Annotated in this window: 9 protein-coding genes and 2 pseudogenes; 4 read left to right on the plus strand and 7 right to left on the minus strand. The window is 63.7% G+C overall.

Annotated elements, in window-relative coordinates:
- Window positions 1-23: 23 nt before the first annotated feature.
- Entirely contained in the window at window positions 24-1,259 is a 1,236-nt protein-coding gene (locus tag V1293_RS26880; protein ID WP_334513643.1) for an MFS transporter, read from the minus strand.
- Between the two features lie 170 nt (window positions 1,260-1,429).
- Here V1293_RS26880 and V1293_RS26885 point away from each other — a divergent pair, with 170 nt between their 5' ends.
- On the plus strand, window positions 1,430-2,539 hold the full coding sequence (locus V1293_RS26885) for a DUF2652 domain-containing protein (RefSeq protein WP_334513645.1): 1,110 nt from the start codon (window positions 1,430-1,432) through the stop codon (window positions 2,537-2,539).
- Window positions 2,540-2,783: 244 nt separating this feature from the next.
- On the opposite strand, the gene lepA is transcribed toward V1293_RS26885, so the two are convergent.
- Window positions 2,784-4,595 carry a translation elongation factor 4 gene (gene lepA / locus V1293_RS26890; RefSeq protein ID WP_334513648.1) on the minus strand — a complete coding sequence of 604 codons (1,812 nt, stop codon included), beginning with the start codon at window positions 4,593-4,595 and terminating at the stop codon, window positions 2,784-2,786.
- A gap of 115 nt (window positions 4,596-4,710) precedes the next feature.
- Here lepA and V1293_RS26895 point away from each other — a divergent pair, with 115 nt between their 5' ends.
- Window positions 4,711-6,309 carry a glycosyltransferase family 39 protein gene (locus V1293_RS26895; protein ID WP_334513650.1) on the plus strand — a complete coding sequence of 533 codons (1,599 nt, stop codon included), beginning with the start codon at window positions 4,711-4,713 and terminating at the stop codon, window positions 6,307-6,309.
- A gap of 33 nt (window positions 6,310-6,342) precedes the next feature.
- Window positions 6,343-7,140 (plus strand): SDR family NAD(P)-dependent oxidoreductase, encoded by a 798-nt coding sequence (locus V1293_RS26900; RefSeq protein WP_334513652.1) that lies wholly within the window; start codon window positions 6,343-6,345, stop codon window positions 7,138-7,140.
- A 59-nt stretch (window positions 7,141-7,199) separates the two neighbouring features.
- Here V1293_RS26900 and V1293_RS26905 read toward each other — a convergent pair whose 3' ends face one another.
- The 5 genes and pseudogenes from V1293_RS26905 to V1293_RS26925 form a co-directional block, all read right to left on the minus strand.
- Window positions 7,200-7,526, minus strand: coding sequence for an HPr family phosphocarrier protein (locus tag V1293_RS26905; protein WP_334513654.1), 327 nt, complete (start codon window positions 7,524-7,526; stop codon window positions 7,200-7,202).
- Window positions 7,523-7,924, minus strand: a complete 402-nt coding sequence (locus tag V1293_RS26910) for a PTS sugar transporter subunit IIA (RefSeq protein ID WP_024339151.1) — start codon at window positions 7,922-7,924, stop codon at window positions 7,523-7,525. The genes V1293_RS26905 and V1293_RS26910 overlap by 4 nt, the downstream gene beginning before the upstream one ends.
- Before the next feature lie 132 nt (window positions 7,925-8,056).
- The gene (locus V1293_RS26915; protein ID WP_334513655.1) at window positions 8,057-8,581 is read right to left on the minus strand and encodes an HPr kinase/phosphorylase; all 525 of its coding nucleotides are present in this window, start codon (window positions 8,579-8,581) and stop codon (window positions 8,057-8,059) included.
- Window positions 8,578-10,396, minus strand: a pseudogene (locus V1293_RS26920) (stimulus-sensing domain-containing protein). Before V1293_RS26920 ends, V1293_RS26915 begins: the two are co-directional and overlap by 4 nt.
- A 99-nt stretch (window positions 10,397-10,495) precedes the next feature.
- Window positions 10,496-11,199, minus strand: a pseudogene (locus tag V1293_RS26925) (response regulator transcription factor).
- 216 nt (window positions 11,200-11,415) lie between these two features.
- Between V1293_RS26925 and V1293_RS26930 the strand changes: the two are divergent.
- A complete protein-coding gene (locus V1293_RS26930) occupies window positions 11,416-12,150 on the plus strand; it encodes a HugZ family pyridoxamine 5'-phosphate oxidase (RefSeq protein WP_334513657.1) in 735 nt (244 codons plus the stop codon).
- Window positions 12,151-12,222: the final 72 nt, after the last annotated feature.

A 12,222-nucleotide genomic window follows, 5' to 3' on the forward strand; every position in this document is an offset into this window, starting at 1 on the left:
GCCGCTGTCGGCCTCGCGTGCGATTACGCCGTCGCCCGCCCCAGATCGAGCGACGGCTGCGACGGCCGCCTGGCCGACGGGAAGCTGAGCGCCACGGCGACGGCGGCGATCCCGATCGCGAAGGAGCCGACATAGAGCCAGCTATAGGCGTGGAAGGTGTCGAACACCCATCCGCCGGCGAGCGGCCCCAGCGCCATGCCGAGGCTGGCGAAGGCGGAGACGGCGCCGAACATGCTGCCCATGATGCGCACGCCGAAATATTCGCGCACCAGCACGGCGTAGAGCGGCATCACGCCGCCATAGGCGAGGCCGAACACCACCGACAGCGCGTAGAACTCGCCGAGCTGGCCGACCGCGAGAAAAGTCGCGATCGACAGCGCCTGCACGAACAGGCCGCCGACCAGAACGTGCTTGGCGCCGAAGCGATCGGCCAATACGCCGAGCAGCAGCCGGCCGCCGAGGCCGGAGAAGCCGGCAAGGCTGTAGACGGTGACCGCGGTCAAGGGCGCGATGCCGCAGATCATGGCGTAGCTCACCAGGTGGAAGATCGGCCCGGAATGCGCGGCGCAGCAGGCGAAATGCGCGCCTGCAAGGATGATGAATTGTGGCGTTCGCAGCGCCTGCGCGACGGTCCACTGCCCGTCAGGCGCGTCGGTTCCATTTGCGGCAGCAGGCGTCGAGGGCGCTGGCGGCTGTCGCACCAGCAGAGAGGCCGGAATCAACAGCGCCATCGCGACGATGCCGATCACCAGCATCGCCGTGCGCCAGTCATAGGCCGTGATCAGCCAGCTTGCGAATGGGGCCACCGTCAGCGGCGATACACCCATGCCGGCCGACACCAGCGCAACCGCGAGGCTGCGGCGGTGCTCGATCCAGGCGCTCGCCGCTGCCACCATCGGCGCGTAGAAACTGCCGGCCGAAATCCCAATCAAGACGCCGAACGCCAACTGGAACTGCCACAGGCTGGTGGCCTGGCTTGCCCCGATCAGGCCTGCGCCAAGCAGCAGCGTGCCCGACAGCACCACGATCCGGGTGCCGAAACGGTCCGACAGCGCGCCCCAGAAAAATGCAGCCACTCCCATGGCGAGAAAGTCGATGGTGGCCGCCGCCGACACGCCGCTCCGCGACCAGCCCATCGCCTCCGAGATCGGCTGCAGGAACACGGCCAGCGACAGCATCGATCCGAACGCGACGCAGGTCATCAGCGCGCCCACAGCCACCACGACCCAGCCGTAGGAAAACCCGGAGGACTTGCTCATGCGTTTCCTTTGCTCTTCTTGTAGTTGTGATCCGAGCAGGAGGATGGTGGCTTATCGAGCCACGCGGAGCAAGGCGGGGACGGGAATACCCCTCATTCTCCGACGCGCGGACCGCAACTTTCTGCTAAACTGCCCGTATTTCGCGTCGTAATCCTCCGGGAGTACACGCCATGGCGCAACAGGGCTTTCTGCTCATTGCCGATATTACCGGCTACACCATCTTCCTCACGCGCTCCGAGCTCGAGCATGCGCAAGGAATTCTCGATGCGCTGTTCAAGAGCATCTTTGCCGAGATCAAGCCGCCGATCATGCTGTCCAACCTGCAGGGCGACGCGGCACTGACCTATCTGCCCGACGCGAATCTGCCGCAGCGCCAGTTTCCGCTCGATGCGATCGAGCGCATCTATTGCAGTTTTGCCAATACGCTCGGCGCCATGCGCCTGAATACGACGTGCACCTGCAACGCATGCCGCAACATGAATCAGCTCGACCTGAAGTTCTTCCTGCATCACGGCACTTATGCCACGCAGGAGATGGCAGGACGCACCGAATTGCAGGGAGCTGAGGTGATCCGCCTGCACCGGCTGATGAAGAATTCAGTGACGGCGGCGACCGGCATCAAGGCCTACGCGCTGGTGACGGAGCAGGCGGCAGACGCGATCGGTCTGCCGGATTTCTTCGCTAGCGCGATCCGTCACGTCGAGAACCTTGGCGAGTTCGGCGAGACGGTTTGTTACGTTTACGATCTGGCGCCGATCTTTGCGCGATGGCGCGCAGCGCGCCGCGTCGTGGTGCAGCCCGATGAACCCTTGGCTTTCGAATCGATGGAATGTGACCTTCCGGTGCCGCCGGCGATTGCCTGGGCCTATGTCACCGACATCGAGAAGAAGATCCGCTGGCAACACGGCATCGACGGCATGACGATGACCGGACTTGCCCGCGGGCGCGTCGGGCTGGGAGCGACGCAGCATTGCGCACATGGCAAGGAGTCGACGGTGCATGACATCGTCGACTGGCGGCCGTTCGACTACGTCACCTGGCATATCCGGCTCCCGATGGGCGCCATTGTGAGACAGATGGCGGAACTCACGCCGCTCGAAAACGGTGGCACGCATCTGTCGCTGCGCTGCGCGAAGCCCGAAGGCCCCAATCCGGTAGCGACGGCGCTGGTGCGGACCATCACCCGGCTCGCCATGGCCAAGAAGCTGGTCAGCGATCAACGCGCCTCGAAGGTCGCGCTGGAGCGGATGGTAGCTGAGGAGACCGCGGCGTTCACTTAGCGCGGTCATTCCGGGTCTGGGTCCTGCGGACCATCAGGCAATGAGGAGGGCCGTTCTGGAACATGTGCGGCGGGATCAGTTCCTTCATCTTCTCGACCACCGCGCGACCGGGGCGCAGCGCGAGCGCTGCGAGCCGGGGCCCATTCTACTTTGCATGGGGTTGTTTTCGCGATTCTGTGTCCAGGCCCCGTCGGCAGAGGCGCCGCGCCCGGCACACGCGATCGTTAGTGCTTCGCGAGGCTCCTCAGCTATCCACCTTCAACGCCGCGATAAACGCTTCCTGCGGGATGTCGACCTTGCCGAACTGCCGCATCTTCTTCTTGCCTTCCTTCTGCTTCTCCAGAAGTTTGCGTTTGCGCGTGATGTCGCCGCCGTAGCATTTGGCGGTGACGTCCTTGCGCAGCGCGCGGACGGTCTCGCGGGCGATCACCTTGCCACCGATCGCAGCCTGGATCGGGATCTGGAACATGTGCGGCGGGATCAGTTCCTTCATCTTCTCAACCATGGCGCGGCCGCGGCCCTCCGCGCGGGTCCGGTGCACCAGCATCGACAGCGCGTCGACCGGCTCGGCGTTGACGAGGATCTGCATCTTGACGAGATCGGCCACCTTGTAGTCGGTCAGATGATAGTCGAACGAGGCATAGCCCTTGGAAACCGATTTCAGCCGGTCGTAGAAATCGAACACGACTTCGTTGAGCGGCAAATCGTATTTCACCATCGCGCGGGAGCCGACATAGGTCAGTTCCTTCTGCGAACCGCGGCGGTCCTGGCACAGCTTTAGCACGCTGCCGAGATATTCGTCGGGCGTGAGGATTGTAGCTTCGATCCACGGCTCCTCGATGTCTGCGATCTTGACCACATCGGGCATGTCGACGGGATTGTGGATCTCGATCTCCTGGCCGTCCGTCAGGTGCATTTTGTAGATCACGCTCGGCGCGGTCGCGATCAGGTTGAGGTCGAACTCGCGCGACAGCCGTTCCTGGATGATTTCCAGATGCAACAGCCCGAGGAAGCCGCAGCGGAAGCCGAAGCCCAGCGCTGCGGAAGTTTCCATCTCGTAGGAGAAGCTGGCGTCGTTGAGCCGCAACTTGCCCATCGCCGCGCGCAGCGTCTCGAAATCATTGGCATCGACCGGGAACAGGCCACAGAACACGACCGGGATCGCCGGCTTGAAGCCCGGCAGCATTTCGGTGACCGGCTTCTTGTCGTCGGTGATGGTGTCGCCGACGCGGGTGTCGGCGACTTCCTTGATCGCCGCGGTGATGAAGCCGATCTCGCCGGGACCGAGTTCGTCGACCTGCTCCATCTTCGGCGTGAAGAAGCCGACGCGCTCGACATCATAGGCCGCGCTGGTGCCCATCATGCGGATGCGACTACCCTTCTTCATGGTGCCATCCACCACGCGAATGAGCACGACGACGCCGAGGTAGACGTCGTACCAGCTATCGACCAGCAGCGCCTTCAGCGTCGCATCCCGGTCGCCCTTCGGCGGCGGCAGGCGGGTGACGATGGCTTCCAGCACGTCGGGAACGCCGAGGCCCGTCTTGGCCGAGATCATCACGGCGTCCGAGGCATCGATGCCGATCACGTCCTCGATCTGCTGCCGTATCTTCTCCGGTTCAGCCGCGGGCAGGTCGACCTTGTTGAGAACCGGCACGATCTCGTGATTGTTGTCGAGCGCCTGATAGACGTTGGCGAGCGTCTGCGCTTCGACGCCCTGGCTGGCGTCGACCACCAGCAGCGAGCCTTCGCAGGCCGCGAGCGACCGTGAGACTTCGTAGGCGAAGTCGACATGGCCGGGCGTGTCCATCAGGTTGAAGATGTAATTCTTGCCGTCCTTGGCGCGGTAGTTCAGCCGTACCGTCTGCGCCTTGATGGTGATGCCGCGCTCGCGCTCGATATCCATGGAATCGAGCACCTGCTCCTTGCCCGCCATCTCGCGATCCGTCAGCCCGCCCGTCATCTGGATCAGGCGGTCGGCCAGCGTCGATTTGCCATGGTCGATATGGGCGACGATGGAGAAGTTGCGGATGTTGGAAATGGGGGCAGTTGTCATGGGGCGCGGGATAGCATTCACATCCCCGTGCGGCAACCATATTGCTGTTTTTCAAGGGGGTTTCTTCACGCCAAGCTGATTCCACTCGAGCCCAAAACGCGCTACGCACGGGGCCATGTCGAGTACCTCCGTTTCATCCGCAGCTGCGCGCCCAAAACGCATTCCCTCCCTCCGGCGGCTGGCGGCGTGGCTGGCCTCGCTCGCCAGCGATCCCAAAACCGGCCTGTGGCTGGTCACCGGCTTTGCGGCGGTTCACGCCGTCCTGTGGACGCTGATTCTGGTCAATCTGAAGACCGGGCAGGACGTCCATATGGACGTCGCGGAAGCCTACGCCTGGGGACAAAAGTTCCTGCTCGGCTATGGCAAGCACCCGCCGCTGTCCGGATGGGTCGCCGGCGTCTGGTTCATGCTGTTTCCGGTCACGGACTGGGCGACCTATGCGCTGGCGATGGCGACGGTCGGTTGCGGCCTCGTAATCTGCTGGCTATTGGCGCTGCGCGTGGTCGATCGCCGCCGCGCGTTCTTTGTCGTGGTGATGCTGGCGCTCTATCCGATCTTCAATTTCAAGGGCTTCAAGTACAATCCGGACCTGTTGCAGCTCGTCACGCTGCCGCTTGTCGTGCTGGCCTATCTCGACGCATTCGAAAAGCGCAGCATCAAGTCCGGCGTGTGGCTCGGGCTCGCCGGTGCGCTGGCGCTGATGACCAAATACTGGGTGCTGACCATGATCGGCGCCATCGGCCTTGCCGCGCTGATCCATCCCGACCGTTTGCAATTTTTGCGTTCGCCGGCGCCGTGGGTCGCGATTGCCACGCTCGTGGTGGCGATGCTCCCGCACTTGATGTGGCTGAAGCAGGTGGACTTCGTCCCGCTCACCTATGCCGGCGATACCTACTCCCTCACCGACCGCGCGATGATCGACGATCTCGCGCTGGGCTACGTCAAGCATAATCTCGCGCTGCTGGCCGCGCCGGTGCTGCTCGGCGCGATCGCGCTTGTCTGGCGGCCGTTCCGCTTGACGCCGTTTCCGGCGTTGGCGCGCGGCGCCAATTCCGGCGTGAACATGTCGCAGGCGCGCAATGTCTGGATCGTCCAGGCGGTGGTGGCGATCGGGCCGCCGCTCGGCGCCGTGCTGTTCCATGTCTACATCAAGACCGACTGGGGCATCCCGCTGTTCTTCCTGATACCGCTCGCGCTGATCGCGATATCAGCGGTGCGGGTCCGAAAAATCGCGCTGTTGAACCTGACGGCCACCTGGCTGGTGATTTCACTCGTCGTGCTGGCGGTCTCGCCCAGGATCGTCGCCTATGAAATGGGCGAAAAGCGCACCGCAGGCGCGACCTATCGGGCGCGTTCCGAACTCGCCCGCGAACTGACGGAAGCCTGGCATACGCGGTTTTATTCGCGCTGGCCGGTGGTAGCGGCCTATACCGATACCGGCCAGCCCGTCACCTTCTACAGCCCCGATCATCCGGCGCCGCTGACCCCGGACGAGCCATGGTCGTCGGGCCTGACCTCGCTCGACGAAGCGAAGCGATCGGGCTTTATCGGCATCTGCGAGACCGACGACTGGAAGCTGGAAAAATGCGAGGCATGGATGAAGGCCCATGCCGCCAATGCCGAGCGCATGGTGATGACCACGCGACGGTTCTTTCTAGGCTTGCCCGGCCCTGCGACGGCCTGGAACATCTTCATCGTGCCGCCGGCCAAATAGAAGCGGCTAACCAAGAAAATCGAAGGGTAACGCATGGATATCGACCTGACGGACAAGACGGCGCTCGTCACCGGTTCGACGCGCGGCATCGGGCTCGCGACCGCCATCGGGCTCGCGCAAATGGGTGCTGAAGTGATCGTCAACGGGCGCGACAAGACGGCGGTCGGCGAGGCCGTGGCGAAAGTTCAAGCGGCCGCACCATTAGCCAAAGTGCATGCCGCGGTGCTCGATCTCGGCAATGCGGCGGGCTGTGCCGCGCTGGTGAAGCAATTCCCTGATGTCGACATCCTCGTCAACAATCTCGGCATCTACGAGCCGAAGGGCTTCTTCGACATCGAGGATGCCGACTGGACCAAAATGTTCGAAGTCAACGTCATGAGCGGGGTCCGTCTGACCCGGCATTATCTAAAGCGGATGCTCGACGACAAGGACTGGGGCCGCGTCGTGTTCGTCTCCAGCGAGTCCGGCGTCTATATCCCGAAGGAGATGGTGCATTACGGCTTCTCCAAGTCGGCGCAGCTCGTCATCGCGCGCGGCGCGGCCGAGACGACGAAAGGCACCAACGTGACCGTCAATTCGGTGATGCCCGGTCCCACATGGGTCGAGATGGCGCCGGTCCGTCTGGCCGCGCGCGCCGAGGCTGCCGGAACCACCGTCGACGATCTGGTCGAGCGCACCTTCACCGAACGCCGCCCGGCGTCGCTGCTGCAGCGCTACGCCAGGCCGGAAGAGATCGCCAATCTGATCTGCTACGTCTGCTCAAAAGCCTCCAGCGCCACCAACGGCGCCGCGCTCCGCGTCGACGGTGGGATTGTCACCAATCCGTTTTGAATGATTTCGGATGGCTCTATCAACCTCGCCCCGCTCGCGGGGAGATGTCGGATCAAGTCTCACACGCCTTCTTCGTTGAACTTGTCTGCGACCAGGGCTGCGATGGCGTCGATTGCAGCCTGGGCCTCGGGGCCGATCGCGGAGACCACGACCGAGGTTCCCGGTCCTGCGGCCAGCATCATCAGGCCCATGATCGAGGTGCCGCCGACGGTCTCACTGCCGCGCGTCACCCAGACCTCGGCATTGAAGCGTTCGACCATCTGGACGAACTTGGCCGATGCCCGCGCGTGCAGGCCGCGCTTGTTGATGATTTGAAGTTCCCGCGAAATCGCGCCCGCAGGCACGCTCGGCCCGAGTTCCTTATCGGGCGCGGCCTCGTCGCTCATTTGCCGGCAAGCACGCGGCTGGCGATGGTGACGTATTTGCGGCCGGCTTCCTGGGCCATGGCAATGGCGTCGGGAAGCGAGCGCTCTTCGCGCACCTTGGCAAGCTTGACCAGCATGGGAAGATTGATGCCTGCGAGCACTTCCACCTTGGGGCGGCTCATGCAGGAAATTGCGAGGTTGGAGGGCGTGCCGCCGAACATGTCGGTGAGGATCGCGACACCATCGCCACTGTCGACGCGATTCACCGCTTCGATGATATCGCTTCGACACAGATCGGAGTCGTCCTCGGCTCCAATCGTAATGGCTTCAATTTGTTTTTGCGGACCCATGACATGCTCGAGCGCCGCCTTGAACTCGTCGGCAAGGCGCCCATGGGTCACAAGCACTAGACCAATCATCGGAAACTCCTCGCGGGTGCTTTTTGGTGCACCGCACGAACGCGCCACTTTGACCATCCAGAGGCCCCGCGCAAGAGGGCATCTTGGCTATTGTTCCAGTACTTGGCGGTAAACAGTGAGGCCTGTGCCGGTTTAATCGGTGGCGATATTGGGGCTTATATGGTTACCAATCCCCTTCGAACAATCATCCAAAGGTTGGACGGAACCAGAACCTGCGGTTGTTGTCAGGGAAGCTGCAATCAGCGGGAGGGGGTCATAGCCCATTCCAACAGGGATTCGCGGTAGCAAAACACCGTTTAGGCGAATAGTCAGCGCTTCCGGCGGCGGCAGCCGCTCCGCATCGCTGGCGGCGAGATCGACCACAATGCCGACAATAGCCTCAATGGCGAAGTCGCAGCGGCGGATTCCGAGACCCCGAATCTCGATCAGGCCGGCCAGTTCCCGCGCCGGGCGAACCCACAATTGTCCGGCCACTGTGTCGAGATGGACACGGTCATCGCCGACCAGAACGGCCGGCGGAAGCTGTCCGGCGCGTCCGGCGAGAATCAGATCGAAGGCCAGCCGCGACTTGCCGGCGCCTGACGGCCCGCGGATCAGCACGGCGCGGTCGCCCACCAGCACGGCGGAGGCGTGCACGCTCGCGCCCTGCGTCATCATGGCGCTGGCAGCCGAACCACGAAGCGCGCGCCGACCACCGTCGGCCTGCCGTCGGCATCGGCCGCGCCGTGGCGATTTTCCGCCCAGACCCGCCCGTTATGCGCTTCGATGATCTGCTTGGAGATCGATAGGCCCAGGCCCGAGTTCTGGCCAAAGCCCTGATGCGGCCGGTCGGTATAGAAGCGCTCGAAGATGCGCTCCAGCGCATCCTCGCCGATGCCCGGCCCGTCGTCATCGACGACGACTTCGATTTCCGAGCGCACGCGGCGGCAGGTGACGCGCACCTTGCCGCCGGGGGTGGAGAAGGATTGCGCGTTGGACAGCAGGTTGGAGATCACCTGCCCAAGCCGGGAATCATGGCCCGGCACCGAGAACGTGTCGGTTGCGCCGCGGCCTTCGAAGCGCGCCTCGACTACGACGTCATGACCCAGCCGGGTTTCGTTGGCGACCGAGGCTAGCGTCGTCAGCAGCCGCCGCACATTGACCGGCGCCATGTCCTGGCGCTGCAATTCGGCATCGAGGCGGCTGGCGTCGGAAATATCCGAGATCAGCCGGTCGAGCCGCTTGACGTCGTGCTCGATCACCTCGAGCAGGCGCGCGCGGCTGGTGTCGTTGCGCGCCAGCGGCAGCGTTTCCACCGCCGACCGCAGCGAGGTCAGCGGGTTCTTCAATTCATGGGCGACGTCGGCGGCGAACATCTCGATCGCCTCGATGCGGCTATAGAGCGCATTCGTCATGTCCCGCAGCGCGCCGGACAGATGGCCGATCTCGTCGCGGCGCCGGGTGAAATCGGGAATCTCGACGCGGGTCTGGATGCGCCGGCGAACACGCTCGGCGCCGTCGGCCAGCCGCCGCACCGGGCCCGCGATCGTGCTGGCCAGCAAGAGTGACAGCACGATCATCACAGCGGACGCGACGCCGCCGACCTTGAGGATCGCCAGCCGTTCGGCGGTCACCATCTGGTCGATGTCGTCGCCCTGCGTCGAGAGCATCAGCGCGCCATGCACGGCGCGGAAACGCTGCACGGGGACTGCGACCGAGACGATCACCTCGCCGCGGTCGTTGACGCGCACCATGCTGCTCTTGACGCCATCGAGCGCCTGCACGATTTCCTGTGTAGCCCTTGCCGTTCTCGGGGCCGAGTTCGCGATAGAGCGGCAGGTCGCCGCGATTGAGCCAGGTGCGGATCGAGATCGTGGCGCGCTCGACGAAGCCCGGCTTCTCCGTCGAGGGCGGCGGCAGTTCGAAACGCAGCACGTCGCCGCGGCCGTAGAGACTGCGGCTGTCGAGGATCATGCCGCCGTCGCCGCCATAGATGCGCGCGCGGGTCTTGGTCGGCGAGATCAGCCGCCGCAGCACCGGTGCGACGCGCTCCGGATTGATCGGAAAATCCAGCCCGGAAGATTCGTCCGGCGCGCCGTAGCTTTCGCCAGGCTTGAGGTCGAGCAGGCGGTCCGGATCGATGGTGATGGTGTTGGTTTCGACGGTGGCGGAGGCGGCAATCGCGCCTGCGATGATTTCGGCCTGCACCAGAAGGCTCTGCGCGCGCGCGTCGATCAGGCCGGCGCGGAACTGCGAGAGATAGAGAATGCTCGCCACCAGGGCGACGAGGCCCGCCAGATTGAGCGAGACGATGCGGCGCGTGAGGCTGGAGAAGGAGAGCGCGAAGAAGAACTGCCCGGCCCGGCGCAACCAGCCGATCGGCCGCCGCCAGCCCTTCTCGCCCGGGCTATCGTCGGCAACGCTACGCTGCTCGAGGAGCTCCGAAGCATCCTCGTGGTTCAGGCTGGGATCGGGCTGCGTTCGATCTAGCAATGGCCGAGCTGCCGGTTGTGATGCGCCGCTTTGAAATCATACGCTTCTACGCCGAACGGGCGGATGTGTCAGTCGGCACTTCCGCCCGCAGAACGCAGATCAGGCTTCCTTGAAGCGATAGCCGACGCCATACAGCGTCTCGATCATCTCGAAATCGTCGTCGACCACCTTGAACTTCTTGCGCAGCCGCTTGATGTGGCTGTCGATGGTGCGGTCGTCGACATAGACCTGGTCGTCATAGGCCGCGTCCATCAGCGCGTTGCGGCTTTTCACCACACCGGGCCGCGTCGCCAGCGCCTGCAGAGGATCAGGAATTCCGTCACCGTCAGCGTCACCGGTTCGTTCTTCCAGGTGCAGGTGTGGCGTTCCGGATCCATCCGTAAGAGGCCGCGGTCCAGTGCGCGCGCATCCGGCTCCTTCGGCACGGCGGTCGGATCCTTGGGCTGGCCGCGGCGGAGCACGGCCTTGACGCGCTCGACCAGCAGGCGCTGCGAGAACGGCTTGCGGATGAAATCGTCGGCGCCCATCTTGAGGCCGAACAATTCGTCGATCTCTTCATCCTTGGAGGTTAAGAAGATCACCGGCAGATCGGACTTCTGCCGCAGCCGGCGTAGCGTTTCCATGCCGTCCATGCGCGGCATCTTGATGTCGAGGATCGCGAGATCCGGCGGCGAAGTGCGGAAGCCGTCCAGCGCCGAGGCACCATCCGTGTAGGTCATGATGCGATAGCCTTCGGCTTCGAGCGCGATCGACACGGAAGTGAGAATGTTGCGGTCATCATCGACCAGGGCGATTGTGGGCATGAGCCTGCTTTCGAATAAGAGAGTGGCTTAAACGGCGGGCACTTCAGCCAGACGCCGCATAAATGGGCTTCGTACACGGTCAACGAGCAATGCAAGCTGGGCTGAAGTGTGACCGAGTTCCGCAAAACGTTGCTGCGGAGATGCGTTGCCCCCCATATAGCACCCTGTCTGATGGAGAAAACCCCCTTTTTGCAACAAGATGGCCGGAAAAGGACCATGCAGCCCACCTCAGATTTTGATGCTTCCAAACTTGCCCGTTCGTTGCTGCGGCGCAGCCGGCAGGGCGCGCTTGCCACCCTTATGCCTGAAAGCGGCGATCCCTACTGCTCGTTGGTTAACGTCGCCAGCCATGCCGACGCTTCCCCGATCCTGCTGATTTCGCGGCTCGCGCTGCATACGAAAAATATCCTTGGCGACGGCAGGGTATCGCTGATGCTGGACGAGCGCGCCGCTGGCGATCCCCTGGAGGGCGCGCGAATCATGCTGGCAGGCCGGGCCGAGGAGGCCTCGGGGGCAGCGGCGAAAATCCTGCGCCGGCGCTACCTCAACGCCCATCCATCCGCGGAAGCGTTCGTGGATTTCAAGGATTTCTCGTTCTTCCGGATCGCCCCGTCAGGCCTGCATCTGGTCGCCGGCTTTGGCCGCATCATCGACCTCAAGCCGCAGCAATTTCTGACCGAGATCGGCGATGCCGGAGAGCTGCTGGAAACCGAGCAGGGCGCGGTGGAGCATATGAACGAGGATCACCGCGAGGCGATGAATCTCTACGCGACCAGATTGCTGGGTGCGGAATCCGCCGATTGGCGTTGCACCGGCTGCGACCCTGATGGCATGGACATGCAGGCCGGCAGCGCGACTTTGCGGCTCGATTTCCCGGAACGGGTCACCAGCGCCATGGCTTTGCGCAAGATGCTGGTGCGGCTGGCGAGCGAGGCGCGGGCCCAAGGCTAACCACCGATCGCGGATTTGAACAGGCGCGGACGTTTGCGCGACCTATTGCAAGCCCGCGAAAGTCACTCGCGA

The organism is Bradyrhizobium sp. AZCC 1693, from assembly GCF_036924745.1.
Classification (GTDB): domain Bacteria; phylum Pseudomonadota; class Alphaproteobacteria; order Rhizobiales; family Xanthobacteraceae; genus Bradyrhizobium.

Coding starts and splice junctions, on each gene's coding strand:
- V1293_RS26880 (WP_334513643.1), bottom strand. CDS start 1,259: ATGAGCAAGTCCTCCGGGTTTTCCTACGGCTGGGTCGTGGTGGCTGTG.
- V1293_RS26885 (WP_334513645.1), top strand. CDS start 1,430: ATGGCGCAACAGGGCTTTCTGCTCATTGCCGATATTACCGGCTACACC.
- lepA (WP_334513648.1), bottom strand. CDS start 4,595: ATGACAACTGCCCCCATTTCCAACATCCGCAACTTCTCCATCGTCGCC.
- V1293_RS26895 (WP_334513650.1), top strand. CDS start 4,711: ATGTCGAGTACCTCCGTTTCATCCGCAGCTGCGCGCCCAAAACGCATT.
- V1293_RS26900 (WP_334513652.1), top strand. CDS start 6,343: ATGGATATCGACCTGACGGACAAGACGGCGCTCGTCACCGGTTCGACG.
- V1293_RS26905 (WP_334513654.1), bottom strand. CDS start 7,526: ATGAGCGACGAGGCCGCGCCCGATAAGGAACTCGGGCCGAGCGTGCCT.
- V1293_RS26910 (WP_024339151.1), bottom strand. CDS start 7,924: ATGATTGGTCTAGTGCTTGTGACCCATGGGCGCCTTGCCGACGAGTTC.
- V1293_RS26915 (WP_334513655.1), bottom strand. CDS start 8,581: ATGATGACGCAGGGCGCGAGCGTGCACGCCTCCGCCGTGCTGGTGGGC.
- V1293_RS26930 (WP_334513657.1), top strand. CDS start 11,416: ATGCAGCCCACCTCAGATTTTGATGCTTCCAAACTTGCCCGTTCGTTG.